Genomic DNA, 16,759 nt, shown 5'->3' on the forward strand with positions numbered 1-16,759 from the left:
ATCCCTTATTTGACCGCGCCGAAGGTGAGGCCGCGTACGAGCTGTTTCTGCGAGAACCAGCCGAGTATGAGGATGGGGGCGATCGCCATGGTCGAGGCGGCCGAGAGCTTGGCGTAGAACAGGCCTTCGGGGCTCGAATAGGAGGCGATGAAGGCAGTCAGCGGCGCGGCTTTCGCGGCACTGAGGTTCAGCGTCCAGAACGCCTCGTTCCAGGCGAGGATGATGTTGAGCAGAAGCGTCGAGGCGATGCCGGGGATCGCCATCGGCGTCAGCACATAGATGATCTCCTTGGAGAGCGAGGCGCCGTCCATGCGGGCGGCCTCCAGGATTTCGCCGGGGATCTCCTTAAAGTAGGTGTAGAGCATCCAGATGATGATCGGCAGGTTGATCAGCGTCAGCACAATGACGAGGCCGGTACGGGTGTCGAGCAGGCCGGTGTTGCGGAACATCAGATACATCGGCACCAGCACGCCGACCGACGGCATCATCTTGGTGGAGAGCATCCACATCAGGACGTCCTTGGTGCGCTTGGTCGGCGAGAACGCCATCGCCCAGGCGGACGGAATGGCGATGATCAGGCCGATCAGCGTCGAGCCGAAGGAGACGACGACCGAGTTCATGAAGTGCAGGAAGTAATTCGATCGGCTCTGCACCTCGTGATAGTTCTCCGTCGTCCAGTCGAAGAAGAACAGGGACGGCGGCGAGGCGATCGCCTCGGCCTCGGTCTTGAAGCTCGTCAGGAACGTCCAGAGGATCGGGAAGAAGATCAGGATGCCGATCGTCCAGGCGACGACGGTAACGACGATCTTTCTTTGGGTGGAGACATTGCGTGCCATGGTTCTCAAGCCTCCAGCGTCTTGCCGATCATGCGCATCAGGAAGAATGCGACGATGTTGGCGAGGATGACGGCGATGATGCCGCCGGCGGATGCGCCGCCCACGTCGAACTGCAGCAGGGCCTGCGCATAGACGAGGAAGGTGAGGTTCGTGCTCTGCGTACCCGGCCCGCCATTGGTCGTCACCAGGATCTCGGCGAAGACCGAGAGCAGGAAGATCGTCTGGATCAGGATCACCACGGTGATGGCGCGCGAGAGATGCGGCAGCACCAGATAGATGAAGCGGCTCCAGGCGCCGGCGCCGTCCATCTGTGCGGCTTCCTTCTGCTCTTCATCGAGCGACTGCAGGGCCGTCAGAAGGATCAGCGTCGCAAAGGGCAGCCATTGCCAGGCGACGATCAGGATCACCGACATCAGCGGTGCATTGGCGAGAAAGTCGAAGGGCTGCAGCCCGAAGAGCTTGGCCACCCAGGCGAAGAGCCCGTTGACCGGATTCATGAACATGTTCTTCCAGACGAGTGCGGCGACCGTCGGCATGATCAGGAACGGCGCGATCACCAGGATGCGCACGATCCCCTGCCCGAACATCGGCTGGTCGAGCAACAGCGCCAGTGCGATGCCGCCGACGACGGTGATGAACAGCACACCGAGCACGATCGCGAGCGTGTTGAAGATCGCCTGGAAGAAGGCGGGATCGGTGAGGAAGTAGCTGTAGTTCGAAAAGCCGGCGAACTCCTCCATCCCCGGCATCAACAGATTGTAGCGCAGGAACGAGAAGTAGATGGTCATGGCCAGCGGAACGATCATCCAGGCCAGAAGCAGAAGCACCGAAGGCGCGATCATCAGCCGCGCGGCGGAGCGGGTGTGCAAGGTCGCCATGGCGTCCCCCCAATGAAGGAATTCAATGCTGTTTCGAGATCGGGCCGGGCCGGCGCGTTTGTCCGCACGAGCCCAGTGGCCGCCTCCGGGAATTACCGGGGCGCCAGCCATTTGCGGCCGGCACCCCGGGCCCTTGGGAGCGCTATTTGATGTAACCGGCCTTGGTCATTTCGCGTTCGGTCAGCTTCTGGGCGCTGGCAAGCGCATCGTCGACGCTCATCTGACCGGCAAGGGCCGCCGAGAACTGCTGGCCGACCGCCGTGCCGAGACCCTGGAATTCAGGGATCGCCACGAACTGCACGCCGACATAGGGCACCGGCTTGACGGCCGGGTTCTTCGGATCGGCCGCGTTGATCGAGTCGAGCGTCATCTTCGCGAACGGCGCCGCCTTCTGGTACTCGGGGTTGGCGTAGAGCGAGGTTCGCGTGCCCGGAGGTACGTTCGCCCAGCCTTCCTTGTCAGCCACGAGCTTCAGATAGTCCTTGCCGGTTGCCCAGGCGATGAACTTCTCGGCCGAAGCGACCTTCTGCGAGCCGGCGGGGATCGCGAGGTTCCAGGCCCAGAGCCAGTTGCCGCGCTTGCCGAGGCCGGTGTCCGGAGCGAGCGCGAAGCCGACCTTGTCGGCAACGGTCGATTCCTTCGGGTTGGTGACGAAGGAGGCCGCAACCGTCGCATCGATCCACATGCCGCACTTGCCGGTCTGGAACAGCGACAGGTTTTCGTTGAAGCCGTTCGAGGAAGCGCCGGGCGGTCCGGCGTCGTTCATCAGCTTGACGTAGAAGTCGAGTGCGTTCTTCCATTCCGGCTGATCGAACTGCGGCTTCCAGTTCTCGTCGAACCAGCGGGCGCCGAAGGCGTTCGCGGTCGCCGTCAGGAAGGCCATGTTCTCGCCCCAGCCGGCCTTGCCGCGCAGGCAGATGCCGTAGAGTTCGTTGTTCTTGTCGGTGATCTTGCGCGCCGCGTCGGCGATGAAGTCCCAGGTCGGCGCGTCGGGCATGGTGAGCCCCGCCTTCTCGAACAGGTCCTTGCGGTACATCACCATCGAGCTTTCGCCGTAGAACGGCGCAGCATAGAGCTTGCCGTCGATGGTCAGGCCGGAGCGGATCGCCGGCAGGAGGTCGTCGACGTCGTAGTCGGCGCCGAGATTGTCGAGCGGCAGCAGCCAGCCCTGCTTCGCCCAGATCGGCACTTCATAGGTGCCGATCGTCATGATGTCGTACTGGCCGCCCTTGGTGGCGATGTCGGTCGTCACGCGCTGGCGCAGCACGTTTTCCTCGAGCGTCACCCACTCGAGTTGAATGTCCGGATTCTTGGACGTGAAATCCTCCGTCAGCTTCTGCATCCGGATCATGTCGCCGTTGTTCACGGTCGCGATCGTCAGGGTTTCTGCTTGGGCCAGACCCGACAGCGCGACTGCCGAGCACGTGCCCAGCAGGAAAGTTCTCAAGTTCATCGACTTCCTCCCAGAAGAATTGAGCATTTGCCTCGCTCATGGGCAATTACTCACTTCTCATGACAAATTGTCAATGCGCAATCGTTGCTGCGCCGCACACAGAAACATTAGAAGATTGTTTTGATTGCCGATTTTTTCTTTACGCAAGTGCGAAAGGCCGGCGCTGGGCCGGCCTTTTAACGGACGCGCTCTTTGCGATCAGGCGTTGAGCAGATAGCGCGCCGTCGCCTCATCGGTGATAAGACCGTTGATGATTCCACCCTTCACGGCCGCCCACAGCGCTTCGTACTTGCGCCGCCCCTTGGCAAGGCCGATCACCGACGCCTTGTCCCGCGAGGGAAGCGGCACCGAAGCGACGCGTTCGTTGAAGCTGCCGGAGAGCAATACGCCGTCATGGTCGAACATCCAGCCGCAGATTTCGCCGGCCGCGCCAGCTCTGGTAAGACCGGCCATCTCGTCCTGCGCCAGGAACCCGTCCTGGCAAAGCGGCGCGTCCGGGCCGAGTTCGCCGACGCCGACGAAGGCGACATTGGCTTCTGCGCCGAGCTTCAGGGCCACCTGAACCAGGCTCTGGCTGTGCAGCACTTCCCTCTCCTCCGGCGAGGCGGCGAGCACGGGCAGCGGCATCGGAAAATGCCGCGCCTTGACCGCATCGGCCATGCTGAAGATGACGTTGTAATAGGCGGCCGAGCCGTCGAGGCCGATATTGCCGGTTAGCGAAACGATGCGGTGCTGCGGACATTCCATCGGCGGCAGCTGGTCGACCGCCGCCTTCAGCGTGCGTCCGGTACCGATCGCCAACACCTGCGGCTCCGGCAACTTCAGCCAGCGCTCGATTTCGGCAGCACCCGCCTCGGCAATGCCGACGGTCGTCGAGGTCGACCCCGGATCGCTCGGCACGACCTCCACATGCTTCAGCCCGTATCTGTCGCGCAGGCCCGCCGCCGCCTCCAGACATGCGGCGATCGGATGGTCGAGCCGAACCTTGATCAGCCGCTCGGACATGGCGAGAGAAACGAGCCGCTGCGCCGATTGGCGCGAAATCCCCATGACGGTCGCGATCTCGTCCTGGGTGCGGCCGGCGACATAGTATAGCCAGCCCGCCCGGGCGGCATCATCAAGCCTGTTGTTCGCCTCGCCCCTGCGCGCCATGCCTGTTCTCCGTTCCCCCGAATGACGATGATTTTGGGTCGAACTCCCCAAAGACATCGTGATCGATTCTCTTAAGTTAGAGCGGGGAGCGGCCGAAAAACCGCAAACACCATTCCTCATCCCGCTCTAATTTGCTGCCACTATTTGTCCTGTCCTGTCAAACATCGGCCAAGAACAATGGCTTGGCGCGCCGGCAGAAAAGCCCGGGATCACAAGGCTTTCCGGTGATTTCGACCGCAAACTTTTACCGTTTGATAAAAAAATAAAGCGTGTTACCGTTCCATCATCCTGAGAAAACATTGGGAGCCAAAAATGGGAACGACACAATCTGGGATCCTCGGCGGCCGCCTGCCGCTCGGGGAGTACGAGAGCAATTTCTCCGACCTCCATCCGCCGCTCGACAAGCACGAGGCCCTCGTCGCTTCCGACCGCTGTTATTTCTGTCATGACGCGCCGTGCATGACAGCCTGTCCCACCTCCATCGATATCCCGCTGTTCATTCGGCAGATATCGACTGGAAACCCGATCGGATCGGCCAAGACGATCTTCGACCAGAACATCCTGGGCGGCATGTGCGCCCGCGTCTGTCCCACCGAAACGCTCTGCGAACAGGCCTGCGTTCGCAACACCGCCGAGGAGCGCCCGGTCGAGATCGGCCGCCTGCAGCGCTATGCGACCGACGTGGCGATGAAGGAGAACAAGCAGTTCTACACCCGCGCCGCTTCCTCCGGCCGTAAGGTCGCCGTCGTCGGCGCCGGACCGGCGGGACTGGCGGCGGCCCATCGGCTCGCCGTCAAGGGCCACGACGTCGTGATCTACGACGCCCGTCCGAAGTCGGGCGGCCTCAACGAATACGGCATTGCCGCCTACAAGTCGGTCGACGACTTCGCCCAGAAGGAAGTCGACTACGTGCTGTCGATCGGCGGCATCGAGGTTCGCAACGGCCAGGCACTCGGCCGGGAGTTCAGCCTTGCCGAGCTTTCCGAGCAGTATGACGCCGTCTTCCTCGGTCTCGGCCTCGTCGGCGTCAATGCCCTGCGCATGGAAGGCGAAAACGCCGAGGGCGTCGAAGATGCCGTCGACTTCATCGCAGCGCTGCGTCAGTCGAAGACGAAGGCCGACATCCCCGTCGGGCGCCGTGTCGTCGTCCTCGGCGGCGGCATGACCGCGATCGACGCCGCCGTCCAGGCAAAGCTGCTCGGCGCCGAAGAGGTAACGATCTGTTATCGCCGCGGCAAGGAGCACATGAACGCCTCCGGGTTCGAGCAGGATCTCGCCACCTCCAAGGGCGTCACCATCCGCCATTGGCTGCAGCCGAAGCGCATTGCCGAAAAGGACGGCAAGGTCGCAGGCATCGAGCTGGAATACACCACGCTTGAAGACGGAAAGCTGACGGCGATCGGCGAAACGGGTATCATTGCCGCCGACCAGATCTTCAAGGCAATCGGCCAGAGCTTCCTCGGAAGCGGCCTTGGCGCCCTGCAGCTTGAAGGCGGCCGTATCGTCACCGATGCCGAAGGGCGAACCTCGATCGACAACGTCTGGGCCGGTGGCGACTGCGTGCTCGGCGGCGAAGACCTCACCGTCTCGGCCGTCGCCATGGGCCGCGATGCGGCTGAATCGATCAACCAGGCCCTCGCCGCGGCAGCGCCGCATGCGAGCGCAGTTGCCTAAAGGATCGGGAGGAGAAACCAATGGCTGATCTTCGCAATAACTTCGTCGGCATCAAATCCCCGAATCCGTTCTGGCTGGCATCCGCGCCGCCGACGGACAAGGCCTATAACGTCGAGCGCGCCTTCAAGGCGGGCTGGGGCGGCGTCGTCTGGAAGACGCTCGGCGAAGAAGGACCGCCGGTCGTCAACGTCAACGGACCGCGCTACGGCGCGATCTGGGGTGCCGACCGCCGGCTGCTGGGCTTCAACAATATCGAGCTCATCACCGACCGCGACCTTTATGTGAACCTGCGCGAAATGAAGCAGGTCAAGATGAACTGGCCGGACCGGGCCCTGATCGCCTCGATCATGGTGCCCTGCGAGGAAGAGGCGTGGAAGGCGATCCTGCCGCTGGTGGAAGAAACCGGCGCCGACGGCATCGAGCTCAACTTCGGCTGTCCGCACGGCATGTCCGAGCGCGGTATGGGCGCTGCCGTCGGCCAGGTGCCGGAATATATCGAGATGGTCGTGCGCTGGTGCAAGCAGTACACGCGCATGCCTGTCATCACCAAGCTGACGCCGAATATCACCGACATCCGCAAGCCGGCCCGCGCCGCCAAGGCCGGCGGCACCGACGCCGTGTCGCTGATCAACACGATCAACTCGATCGTGTCAGTCGATCTCGACAACTTCGCCCCGAACCCGACGGTTGGCGGCAAGGGCACTCATGGCGGCTATTGCGGCCCGGCGGTCAAGCCGATCGCACTCAACATGGTCGCCGAAATCGCCCGCGATCCCGAAACCTATGGCCTGCCGATCTCCGGCATCGGTGGCATAACCACCTGGCGCGACGCGGCCGAATTCCTGGTGCTTGGCGCCGGCAACGTGCAGGTCTGCACCGCGGCGATGACCTACGGCTTCAAGATTGTCCAGGAAATGATCTCCGGCCTTTCCGACTGGATGGATGCCAAGGGTCACCGCGACCTCGACGACATCACCGGCCGCGCCGTGCCGAATGTCACCGACTGGCAGTATCTGAACCTCAACTATATCGCCAAGGCCAAGATCGATCAGGATTCCTGCATCAAGTGCGGCCGCTGTCACATCGTCTGCGAGGACACCTCGCACCAGGCGATCACCCAGTTCGTCAATGGCGTGCGCCACTTCGAGGTAATGGAAGACGAGTGCGTCGGCTGCAACCTCTGCGTCAGCGTCTGTCCGGTCGAGAACTGCATCACCATGGAAGAACTGCCGGCCGGCACGATCGACCAGCGCACCGGCAAGCCGGTCGACCCGAACTACGCCAACTGGACGACCCACCCGAACAACCCGATGGCCCGCCAGGCCGCGGAGTAAGGGCGCCCAAGCGGGTTCGCCCGCGATTGCATCAAGCAAAGCCGCCGGACATCCATCCGGCGGCTTTGTCTTTCAACCCTGGAACTCGACGACCACCTTGCCGAACGGCCCGCGATCGAGATGCGTCAGCGCCTTGGGCAACTCTGCGAACCGGTAGCGGGCATCGATGACCGGCCTGATCCCGGTCCGGTCGATGGCGCCGACCAGATCTTCCAGCGCCCGGCGATGGCCGACGCCGATGCCCTGGATGACCGGCGACTTCAACAGGACAAACGGCGCCGGCGCCGAGATCTCGCCGCCTTCGAGCACGCCGATGATAGAGATCCGCCCCTGCACGGCCACCGCTTGCAACGACTTGCCGAGATTGGCGCCACCGGCGAGCTCGAGGATATGGTCAGCGCCATCATCGCCGGTAATCTCGAGAACACGCTCCGCCCAGTCTTCCGACAGCCGGTTTACGCCATGATCGGCTCCAAGCGCGCGCGCACGTTCGAGCTTTTCCTGACTGGCTGATGTCACGATCACTTCGGCCCCGTGCGCCTTGGCGATCTGCAGCCCGAACAGTGAAACACCGCCGGTCCCCTGCACGACGACGCGGTCGCCGGCTTTCGGATGTCCCCTCTCGACCAGAGCGAACCAGGCGGTCAGACCGGCGCAGGGCAAGGTACTCGCCTCGCCATCGTCGAGGCTCTCAGGTGCCTTCACGAACCAGTCCTCTGGGAAGGCGACATATTCGGAGGCAACACCCGGGTTGAGGCCCCCAAGCGCAAACGACGTCGGATGACGGGCGGTCCCCGGCTTCTGACCGTCGATCCAGGTCGGATCGAAGACGGAAATCACGCGATCGCCCGGCTGAAAACGTGTGACGTCGCGGCCGACCGCTTCGACCACGCCGGCCATGTCGGACCCAGGCACGAAGGGGAAGACGAGCGGCATGCCCATGCCGTTTTCCAGCACCAGCTTGTCGCGAAAGTTGAGCGACAAGGCGGTGGTGCGAACGAGCACCTCGCCCGCACCCGGCTCAGGAACGCGCCGCTCGGTGACCTTCAGGTTCGAGGCGCCGAACGTATCGATCGTCCATTCCTTCATCAGTCTTGCCATGGTCTTTCCTTTCATCGGTTTGATCTGATGAAGAAACCATAGCGTTGAATTTATCTCTCCAGTTGCGATATCATTTCGCCATATTGGTTCCACTAGGGATACAAATATGAGCTACCTGAACGGAGTTTCGGTGTTCGTGGAAGCGGCCGAAGCCGGCGGCTTTTCTGCAGCGGCCGAAAGGCTCAACCTGTCGCGCTCGGCAGTCGGCAAAACGGTCGCCAAGCTGGAACAGAGGCTGGGCGTTCGCCTCTTCCATCGCACTACCCGCACCCAGAGCCTGACCGACGAAGGCCAGCTCTTCTACGAAAACTGCCTGAGGGCGCTCGGCGAAATCAAAGCCGGAGAGGCGCTGCTGGAATCGGGCAAACAGGAGATCCAGGGCCGCCTGCGCCTGTCGATGCCTGTGCATTTCGGCCGCCAATGCATCATGCCGCTGCTGTCGGAACTGCTGCGGCTGCACCCGCGCCTGGAATTCGACCTCAACTTCAGTGATCGCAACGTCGACCTGGTCGAGGACGGCTTCGATCTTGCCATCCGCACCGGTCCACTGCGTAGCGAACCCGAACTGATGACGCGAAAGATCGCCGACCAGCGGATGACCGTGTGCGCCTCACCGGCCTATCTTGAAGCAAACGGCACGCCTGGAACGATCGATGACCTGATGTCGCATCAGGCGATCCTCTATCGGCGCAGCGGACAGCCGCTCGCTTGGTCCTTTCCAGTAAAGACGGGTCAGGTGCGGACCATCACGCCGCCGGCGCGGCTGCGGCTCGACGATCTGACGTCAATCGCCGATGCCGCAGCCGACGGCTTCGGCATCGCCTGGCTGCCATGCTGGCTCGCGGGCAATCGCATCGTCTCAGGCTCGCTGGTGCGGATTCTCGCCGATGCGCCGGCGCTCTCCTATGGCGCCTATGTCGTCTGGCCGAAAACCCAATACATGCCGCCAAAGCTGCGGCTGCTCATCGATACGCTTGCCGCACGCCTGCCGGCCATGATGGAATGAAGCAAGCGGTGGCCGCTGTTTCCGGCGCCGCCATCACAAGCCAAAAGCATGAGGAGTTCGACATGCAGGCCAACCCGATCGAACTCCGGCACCGAACCCCGCTGAATAGCGTTCCCCGCCGATAACGAACAGGACACGAAAACGAAACAGATTGTGTAAAAATGGTAAGTTGTCGGCCCGCGCGATCTGGATAATAAGGGAGAACTCACACGGGGGTGCGCGACGTTCGATCAGGGATTGGCGACGCATCTTCCGACGGTTTTGAAACTGCGGCCGGACAAAGCTCCGGCAGAGCCGGACTTTTGCTTGACGATCATTTCGGCCAACCGACGCAAGCGAATGCACCTCGTCTCCGGGGCGATACTCGGTTCGTTCGTGCTGGCCCATTTCTTCAACCATTCGCTCGGTCTCATTTCCATCGAAGCGATGGAAACCGCCCGCAAGGCCTTCAATCTCATCTGGCACAGCGTCCCCGGCACGGTGCTCCTCTACGGCGCCCTGCTGCTGCATTTCGCCATGGCGCTTGAAAGCATCTACCGCCGGCAGACCCTCAGAATGCCGGCGCGCGAAGCGCTGAAGATCATCTTCGGTCTCAGCCTGCCGTTTCTGCTGATCGGCCATGTTACCGCCGCGCGCGTCGAACCGCTCTTCACAGGCGTCGATACGGATTACCCGGACATGCTCCGGATTCTCTGGTCGAACTCGGTTAACGCCATCAGGCAATCGGTCGCCCTCTTGCTCGTCTGGGGCCATGGTTGCCTCGGCGCCTGGTTCTGGATGCGCGGTCGCCCCTGGTTCCCGCGCTATGAAATCCTGCTTTACACGGTCGCAATCCTCGTGCCGATCTTCGCGCTGCTCGGCTTCGTCAGCGGCGCCCGCTCGATCGAGAGCAACTATGAAGAACACGGTGGCTACGGCGACAGGGCCTACACCAAGCCGGCGGTCGATCTCACGCTTCTCGAGGACATCCGCCTCGGTCTCTATCTCGGTTTCGGTGGGCTGATCGGTGGCACCTTCCTGCTGCGGGCCATGCCGAAGGGTGGCCGCATTCGCGTCCGTTATCCAGATGGCCGGACCGCGACCGTCAATCTCGGCTTCAGCGTTCTGGAAGCAAGCCGCGCCGCCGGTATCCCGCATGTCTCGGTCTGCGGCGGCCGCGGGCGTTGCTCGACCTGCCGCGTCCGCGTCATCCAGGGATTGGAAGACCAGCCTGCCCCTGAGGACGCCGAGCTTGCGACGCTGACCCGTATCGGCGCGCCCGACAATGTCCGTCTCGCCTGCCAGTTCCGCCCTGTGCACAACGTGACCGTCGTGCCGATCCTCGACAGCGACAGCCTCGGTATCAAGAAACAGATCGGACGCGAGGGCGGCGAAGGCCGGGAGCGACGCATCGCCGTGCTCTTCTGCGATATGCGCGGCTTTACCAGCATTGCCGAACACAAGCTGCCCTTCGACACAGTGTTCCTGCTCAACCGCTACTTCGAGATGGTGGGCGAAGCGGTCGAGGATTCCGGCGGCGTCATCGACAAGTTCATCGGCGATGGCGCGCTCGCGATCTTCGGCCTCAAGAGCTCCTATACCGAGGCCTGCCGGCAGTCGCTCGCCGCCGCCGTGCGCATATCCAAGGGTATCGAGACGCTCAATCAGACCTTCCGCGGCGAACTCGACGAACCGCTGCGCATCGCGATGGGGCTGCACTCCGGCCCCGCCATCATCGGTGAGATCGGCTATGGCCAGGCGACGTCGCTGACGGCCGTCGGCGACACGATCAACACCGCCAGCCGCTTGGAGGGCCTCGCCAAAGAGCATGACGTGCAGCTCGCCGTCTCCGCCGAACTCGTCAACCGGGCGGGTCTCGTGATCGAAGGCCATGAGCGGCTGGACATCGGCCTGCGCGGCCGGCAGGCGACGCTCGAAACCTGGATCGTCGAGGATGCCGCACGAATCTCCGCGGCCTTGCAACCAACGCCGTCAAACGCTTAGGTTGGTATCCCCGCCCTCATACTCCCCGGAATCGTGAATGAAGCAGGACGTATCCCCGAAAACGCCCCATCAGGTTCACGCCAAAGGCATCGAGAAGCTGAGGGCACATCTGGCGATGATGAGCTTTGCCATTTTGATCGCCGGTTCCTTCTCTTTCGGTGGTCTTGCAACCCAGCACATGGGCGCCGGACCGCTGACGCTCTGGCGCTATCTGCTGACTGTCATCGTGCTGGGGCTGATGACCTTCGGCTATGCGCGCGTGCCTTTTCACTTCCCCAAGCAATCGTGGCGCTTCGTGATCCTCGGCGGCCTGATCGCCGTCTACATGCTGACGATGTTCAAGGCGCTGGAATTCACCAACCCGGTTTCCACCGGCGCGGTCTTCACCCTGATGCCGTTGCTCAGCGCCGGTTTCGCCTATCTGCTGCTCGGCCAGCGCACGCGCCCGGGCGTGCTCGCGGGCCTCATCATCGCAGCCCTCGGCGCCGTCTGGGTGATCTTCCGCGCCAATATCCAGGCGATCCTTGCCTTCGATATCGGCCAGGGCGAGCTAATCTTCTTCGTCGGCGTCGTCTGCCACGCGATCTATGTGCCGCTGATCCGCAAGTTCGGCCGACAGGAAAACCCCTTCGCCTTCGGCTTCTGGGTCGCGGTCTTCACCGTGCCCTGGCTGCTGGTGCCCGGTGGCATCGGTCTCATCACCACGGACTTTACAGCGCTTCCCGCGATCGTCTGGGTCGCCGTCCTCTATCTCGCCGTCGTCACCACCGCCATCACCTTCCTGCTGCTGCAATATGCTTCGATGCGGCTGCCGGCATCCAAGGTGCTCGGCTATGGCTATTTGACGCCGAGCTTCATCATTCTGCTCGAAGGGCTGCTCGGCCACGGCTGGACCAGCCTGCCGGTTCTGGCCGGCGCGCTGACCACGGCCTGCGGCCTGCTCCTGATGGCGCTGCTGCCCGATTGAAGATGTGCGGGCGGCTCAGGCCGCCGGCTGCTCGCTGACCTGCAGCCCGTCGACAAAGAGCCGCTCCAAAAAGCGCGCTGCGTCTTCGAACCGTCCCTCGCCGGCATTGCCCTGGCCAAGCACGGCGCGTACCTGCACGTCGAAGTCGGCATAATGCTGGGTCGTTGACCAGATCGCAAAGATCAGGTGGTAGGGGTCGCATTTGGCGATCTTGCCGGCTTTCGCCCAGGCGCGGATCACCTCCGCCTTCTCGTCGACCAGCGCCTTCAACGGCCCCTTGAGCTCGTCCTCGATATGCGGAGCACCCTGCAGCACCTCGTTGGCGAAGAGCCGGCTTTCGCGCGGATAGTCGCGGGCCATTTCGAGCTTGCGCCGGATGTAGCTGCGGATCTCGGCGACCGGATTTCCCTCGGCATTGAACTCGCGCAGGGGATCGAGCCAGGTATCGAGCACCCGGTCGATCAGCGCCCGGTGCATCGCTTCCTTCGTGCGGAAATAATAAAGCAAATTGGGCTTCGACATGCCCGCCACTTCGGCGATCTGGTCGACGGTCGCGCCGCGGAAACCATTGGCGGAGAAGACTTCAAGCGCCGCTTCCAGAATGCGCTCTTCTTTCTCTTCCTGGATGCGTGTCCGCCTCTGGGTCCTGGCCGCTCTCGGTAGTACCATCTGTCCCCCTGGCGATCCCCGCGCGCCTCGCCGCGCAAGAACCGATCTGCCCAATTTCCGGCCTCGCCATCTTCTTGGGCAACAACTTCGTTTTTTTGCTTTTCCGGCTTGAGTGCCGCAATGGAAGTTGTAATGTTTACCAACCGGTCAAATTATCAGCCAGTTCACCGCCAAAGGCAACGGCTGATCGAAGGGCACCAGAAAAAACCAAGCCTGGATTTGACCAAGGGAACATAAGGGCGCGCCGATTGAGGCAAGGCCCTGAAAAGATGAGGAGACCGCCGTGGCTGCACCTGGCGAGAACATGCGTGTCAATGCCGACCGCCTGTGGGATTCACTTATGGAAATGGCCAAGATCGGCCCTGGCGTTGCTGGCGGCAATAACCGCCAGACATTGACCGACGCGGACGCCGAAGGGCGCCGGTTGTTCGAGTCCTGGTGCGAGACGGCCGGCCTCACCATGGGCGTCGATAGTATGGGCAACATGTTCTTCACACGCGCCGGCACCGACCCGGACGCTCTGCCCGTCTATGTCGGTTCGCATCTCGACACCCAGCCGACCGGCGGCAAGTTCGACGGTGTGTTGGGCGTGCTCTCCGGCCTCGAAGTCATTCGCTCGATGAACGACCTCGGCATCAAGACCAAGCACCCGGTCGTCGTTACCAACTGGACGAACGAGGAAGGCGCACGCTTCGCGCCGGCCATGCTCGCCTCCGGCGTCTTTGCCGGCGTGCACAGCCAGGACTTCGCCTATGGCCGCAAGGATCCGGAAGGAAAGACCTTCGGCGATGAATTGAAACGCATCGGCTGGGTCGGCGACGAAGAGGTCGGCGCCCGCAGGATGCATGCCTATTTCGAATACCATATCGAGCAGGGCCCGATCCTCGAAGCCGAGGGGAAGGACATCGGCGTCGTCACCCACTGTCAGGGCCTCTGGTGGCTGGAGTTCACGCTGACGGGACGCGAAGCCCATACCGGCTCGACGCCGATGAACATGCGCGTCAATGCCGGCCTCGCCATGGCCCGCATCATGGAAATGGTCCAGAGTGTTGCCATGGTGAACCAGCCGGGTGCCGTCGGTGGCGTCGGCCAGGTGGTCTTCTCCCCCAATTCCCGCAACGTTCTGCCGGGCAAGGTGGTCTTCACCGTTGATATCCGCTCGCCCGACAAGGAGAAGCTCGATCGCATGCGCGCCAGGATCGAGGCCGAAGCGCCAAAGATCACCGAGCCGCTCGGCGTCGGCTGTTCCATCGAGGCGATCGGCCACTTCGAACCGGTGACCTTCGACCCGAAACTGGTTACCGCCGTGCGCGATGCCGCCGAACGGCTCGGCTACAGCCACATGAACATCATCTCGGGCGCCGGCCACGACGCCTGCTGGGCCGCCAAGGTGGCGCCGACGACGATGATCATGTGCCCTTGCGTCGGTGGCCTCAGCCACAACGAGGCGGAGGATATCTCCAAGGAGTGGGCCAGCGCCGGCGCCGACGTCCTCTTCCACGCCGTCGTCGAAACGGCCGAAATCGTCGAATGAGTTTGTGGGCGGGACGAAAGTTCCGCCCTTTTTCGTGGCGGCCGTGTGGGCGCCGGAAGCGCAATCGCGAGGATCAAGTACCATGAGCACTGTCATCAAGGGTGGAACCATCGTCACGGCCGACCTGACCTACAAGGCCGACGTCAAGATCGAGGGCGGCAGGATCGTCGAGATCGGCCCCAATCTTTCCGGTGACGAGACGCTGGATGCGAGCGGCTGTTTCATCATGCCCGGCGGCATCGACCCGCACACCCATCTCGAAATGCCCTTCATGGGCACCTATTCCTCGGACGATTTCGAAAGCGGCACGCGTGCGGCACTTGCCGGCGGCACGACCATGGTGGTCGATTTCGCGCTGCCCTCCCCCAACCAGTCGCTGCTCGAAGCGCTCACCATGTGGGACAACAAGTCTACCCGCGCCAACTGCGACTATTCCTTCCACATGGCGATCACCTGGTGGAGCGAGCAGGTCTTCAACGAGATGGAGACCATCGTTAAGGATAAGGGCATCAACACCTTCAAGCACTTCATGGCCTATAAGGGCGCGCTGATGGTCGACGACGACGAGATGTTCTCGTCCTTCCAGCGCTGCGCAGCCCTCGGCGCGCTGCCGCTCGTGCACGCGGAAAACGGCGATGTCGTCGCCCAGCTCCAGGCGAAGCTGCTTGCCGAAGGCAACAACGGTCCGGAGGCACACGCCTATTCGCGGCCGGCCGAAGTCGAGGGCGAAGCAACCAACCGCGCGATCATGATCGCCGACATGGCCGGCTGCCCGATCTATATCGTGCACACCTCCTGCGAGCAGGCGCATGAGGCGATCCGCCGGGCCCGCGCCAAGGGCATGCGCGTCTTCGGCGAGCCGCTGATCCAGCATCTGACGCTCGACGAAACCGAGTATTTCAACAAGGACTGGGATCATGCGGCCCGCCGCGTGATGTCGCCACCCTTCCGCAACAAGCTGCATCAGGACTCACTCTGGGCGGGCCTCGCCTCGGGCTCGCTGCAGGTGGTGGCGACCGACCATTGCGCTTTCACGAGCGAACAGAAACGCTCCGGCCTCGGCGACTTCACCAAGATCCCCAACGGCACCGGCGGTCTCGAAGACCGCATGCCGATGCTCTGGACCCATGGCGTCAACACGGGCCGCATCACCATGAACGAGTTCGTGGCGGTGACCTCGACCAACATCGCCAAGATCCTCAACATCTACCCGAAGAAGGGCGCGATCCTCGTCGGCGCCGATGCCGATCTCGTCGTCTGGGACCCGAAGCGCACCAAGACCATCTCCGCCAAGTCCCAGCAATCGGCGATCGACTACAACGTCTTCGAGGGCAAGGAAGTGAAGGGCCTGCCGCGCTACACGCTGACCCGCGGCGTCGTCGCGATCGAGGAAGGCGCGATCAAGACCCGCGAAGGCCACGGCGAATTCGTCCGCCGCGATCCGTTCCCGGCCGTCAGCTCCGCGCTTTCGACCTGGAAGGAAGTCACGGCACCGCGCGCCGTCCAGCGCACCGGCATTCCGGCGACCGGGGTTTGAATGAAGGAGAACCCGAACAAGGTTTTACCGATGCCTGCCTATCAGCGCGAGAATGGGTTCCCGCAGCTGCATGCCGCGGCTGCCCTCGCCGGCACATATACGGCATCTGCACTGCTGGTGATCGTTGATCCCAAATCGGTTGCCGGCGTCCCTTTGCAGGTTCTCATTCCCGCCGGTATCCTTTTGCCTTTCTGCGCATCTTTCATCGCATTGGTCGCCTTTGCTCCGGCGAGTTTCGGCCTTTACTGGCTCATGGAGCGGCTTGAGCGACGCGACTTGCACCATCATTGCCTTGCGGGTGTTGTCTGCGTCGCGGTGACGTTCGCAGCATTTCTCTTCGCGGGATATGTGGCGTCGCTGCTTCAAGGCGCCCCCGAACACGTGGAAGCAACGGGTCTCTTTGGCGAGGCAGGGAGTCGATCGGATCAATTGTTTCTGGGCGGCTGTGCGATCTGCGGCATGTTCGGAGGAGTAGCCTTCTACTTCGCGCGCAAGGTCGGGAGATCCGGTGTTTCTGTAGAGACGGCAGGCGGAGGGCGATCATAGATGGCCCAAAAGCTGCCGGCCCGATCGCTGCGTCTGCCTCCATCCGTCAGCCTTGCTGACATTCCGCCAAAGCTCTGTCCCACCGGACA

General features: G+C 62.7%; 14 protein-coding genes. 8 read left to right on the forward strand and 6 right to left on the reverse strand.

Annotated elements, in window-relative coordinates; translation table 11 throughout:
* Nucleotides 1-5 precede the first annotated feature (5 nt).
* From AC3WWH_RS17440 to AC3WWH_RS17455, 4 genes are all read right to left on the reverse strand, one after another.
* On the reverse strand, nucleotides 6-836 hold the full coding sequence (locus tag AC3WWH_RS17440) for a carbohydrate ABC transporter permease (RefSeq protein ID WP_057249061.1): 831 nt from the start codon (nucleotides 834-836) through the stop codon (nucleotides 6-8).
* Nucleotides 837-841: 5 nt separating this feature from the next.
* Complete coding sequence (locus AC3WWH_RS17445; protein ID WP_057249060.1) at nucleotides 842-1,714, reverse strand: carbohydrate ABC transporter permease; 873 nt, start codon at nucleotides 1,712-1,714, stop codon at nucleotides 842-844.
* A 142-nt stretch (nucleotides 1,715-1,856) separates the two neighbouring features.
* Complete coding sequence (locus AC3WWH_RS17450) at nucleotides 1,857-3,167, reverse strand: ABC transporter substrate-binding protein (protein WP_057249059.1); 1,311 nt, start codon at nucleotides 3,165-3,167, stop codon at nucleotides 1,857-1,859.
* 198 nt (nucleotides 3,168-3,365) lie between these two features.
* Nucleotides 3,366-4,319: a sugar-binding transcriptional regulator gene (locus tag AC3WWH_RS17455; RefSeq protein WP_057249058.1), complete on the reverse strand. Its 954-nt coding sequence runs from the start codon at nucleotides 4,317-4,319 to the stop codon at nucleotides 3,366-3,368.
* Nucleotides 4,320-4,631: 312 nt separating this feature from the next.
* On the opposite strand from AC3WWH_RS17455, the gene AC3WWH_RS17460 reads away from it, so the two are divergent.
* On the forward strand, nucleotides 4,632-5,993 hold the full coding sequence (locus tag AC3WWH_RS17460; RefSeq protein ID WP_113399580.1) for an NAD(P)-dependent oxidoreductase: 1,362 nt from the start codon (nucleotides 4,632-4,634) through the stop codon (nucleotides 5,991-5,993).
* Between the two features lie 20 nt (nucleotides 5,994-6,013).
* Nucleotides 6,014-7,327 (forward strand): NAD-dependent dihydropyrimidine dehydrogenase subunit PreA, encoded by a 1,314-nt coding sequence (gene preA / locus AC3WWH_RS17465; RefSeq protein ID WP_058320777.1) that lies wholly within the window; start codon nucleotides 6,014-6,016, stop codon nucleotides 7,325-7,327.
* Between the two features lie 72 nt (nucleotides 7,328-7,399).
* Here the strand turns inward: preA and AC3WWH_RS17470 are convergent, their stop codons facing one another.
* Nucleotides 7,400-8,428 (reverse strand): zinc-dependent alcohol dehydrogenase family protein, encoded by a 1,029-nt coding sequence (locus AC3WWH_RS17470; RefSeq protein WP_058320776.1) that lies wholly within the window; start codon nucleotides 8,426-8,428, stop codon nucleotides 7,400-7,402.
* A 106-nt stretch (nucleotides 8,429-8,534) separates the two neighbouring features.
* On the opposite strand from AC3WWH_RS17470, the gene AC3WWH_RS17475 reads away from it, so the two are divergent.
* The 3 genes from AC3WWH_RS17475 to AC3WWH_RS17485 all read left to right on the forward strand — a co-directional run bounded on the left by AC3WWH_RS17475 (nucleotide 8,535) and on the right by AC3WWH_RS17485 (nucleotide 12,384).
* The gene (locus AC3WWH_RS17475; protein WP_058320775.1) at nucleotides 8,535-9,434 is read left to right on the forward strand and encodes a LysR family transcriptional regulator; all 900 of its coding nucleotides are present in this window, start codon (nucleotides 8,535-8,537) and stop codon (nucleotides 9,432-9,434) included.
* Between the two features lie 306 nt (nucleotides 9,435-9,740).
* The gene (locus AC3WWH_RS17480; RefSeq protein ID WP_058320830.1) at nucleotides 9,741-11,417 is read left to right on the forward strand and encodes an adenylate/guanylate cyclase domain-containing protein; all 1,677 of its coding nucleotides are present in this window, start codon (nucleotides 9,741-9,743) and stop codon (nucleotides 11,415-11,417) included.
* Between the two features lie 37 nt (nucleotides 11,418-11,454).
* Nucleotides 11,455-12,384, forward strand: coding sequence for a DMT family transporter (locus AC3WWH_RS17485; RefSeq protein WP_058320774.1), 930 nt, complete (start codon nucleotides 11,455-11,457; stop codon nucleotides 12,382-12,384).
* A 15-nt stretch (nucleotides 12,385-12,399) separates the two neighbouring features.
* Here AC3WWH_RS17485 and rutR read toward each other — a convergent pair whose 3' ends face one another.
* Nucleotides 12,400-13,053 carry an HTH-type transcriptional regulator RutR gene (rutR, locus tag AC3WWH_RS17490; protein ID WP_057249052.1) on the reverse strand — a complete coding sequence of 218 codons (654 nt, stop codon included), beginning with the start codon at nucleotides 13,051-13,053 and terminating at the stop codon, nucleotides 12,400-12,402.
* 283 nt (nucleotides 13,054-13,336) lie between these two features.
* Here rutR and AC3WWH_RS17495 point away from each other — a divergent pair, with 283 nt between their 5' ends.
* From AC3WWH_RS17495 to AC3WWH_RS17505, 3 genes are all read left to right on the forward strand, one after another.
* Nucleotides 13,337-14,587: a Zn-dependent hydrolase gene (locus tag AC3WWH_RS17495; protein ID WP_093234882.1), complete on the forward strand. Its 1,251-nt coding sequence runs from the start codon at nucleotides 13,337-13,339 to the stop codon at nucleotides 14,585-14,587.
* A gap of 82 nt (nucleotides 14,588-14,669) precedes the next feature.
* On the forward strand, nucleotides 14,670-16,124 hold the full coding sequence (gene hydA / locus AC3WWH_RS17500; protein WP_058320773.1) for a dihydropyrimidinase: 1,455 nt from the start codon (nucleotides 14,670-14,672) through the stop codon (nucleotides 16,122-16,124).
* Nucleotides 16,125-16,670 (forward strand): hypothetical protein, encoded by a 546-nt coding sequence (locus AC3WWH_RS17505; RefSeq protein ID WP_058320772.1) that lies wholly within the window; start codon nucleotides 16,125-16,127, stop codon nucleotides 16,668-16,670.
* Nucleotides 16,671-16,759: the final 89 nt, after the last annotated feature.

Source organism: Ensifer sp. EB106-03-01-XG145 (assembly GCF_058792075.1).

Excerpts from the sequence above, each read along its gene's own strand:
- AC3WWH_RS17440 (WP_057249061.1), bottom strand. The coding sequence starts at position 836 with ATGGCACGCAATGTCTCCACCCAAAGAAAGATCGTCGTTACCGTCGTC.
- AC3WWH_RS17445 (WP_057249060.1), bottom strand. The coding sequence starts at position 1,714 with ATGGCGACCTTGCACACCCGCTCCGCCGCGCGGCTGATGATCGCGCCT.
- AC3WWH_RS17450 (WP_057249059.1), bottom strand. The coding sequence starts at position 3,167 with ATGAACTTGAGAACTTTCCTGCTGGGCACGTGCTCGGCAGTCGCGCTG.
- AC3WWH_RS17455 (WP_057249058.1), bottom strand. The coding sequence starts at position 4,319 with ATGGCGCGCAGGGGCGAGGCGAACAACAGGCTTGATGATGCCGCCCGG.
- AC3WWH_RS17460 (WP_113399580.1), top strand. The coding sequence starts at position 4,632 with ATGGGAACGACACAATCTGGGATCCTCGGCGGCCGCCTGCCGCTCGGG.
- preA (WP_058320777.1), top strand. The coding sequence starts at position 6,014 with ATGGCTGATCTTCGCAATAACTTCGTCGGCATCAAATCCCCGAATCCG.
- AC3WWH_RS17470 (WP_058320776.1), bottom strand. The coding sequence starts at position 8,428 with ATGGCAAGACTGATGAAGGAATGGACGATCGATACGTTCGGCGCCTCG.
- AC3WWH_RS17475 (WP_058320775.1), top strand. The coding sequence starts at position 8,535 with ATGAGCTACCTGAACGGAGTTTCGGTGTTCGTGGAAGCGGCCGAAGCC.
- AC3WWH_RS17485 (WP_058320774.1), top strand. The coding sequence starts at position 11,455 with ATGAAGCAGGACGTATCCCCGAAAACGCCCCATCAGGTTCACGCCAAA.
- rutR (WP_057249052.1), bottom strand. The coding sequence starts at position 13,053 with ATGGTACTACCGAGAGCGGCCAGGACCCAGAGGCGGACACGCATCCAG.
- hydA (WP_058320773.1), top strand. The coding sequence starts at position 14,670 with ATGAGCACTGTCATCAAGGGTGGAACCATCGTCACGGCCGACCTGACC.
- AC3WWH_RS17505 (WP_058320772.1), top strand. The coding sequence starts at position 16,125 with ATGAAGGAGAACCCGAACAAGGTTTTACCGATGCCTGCCTATCAGCGC.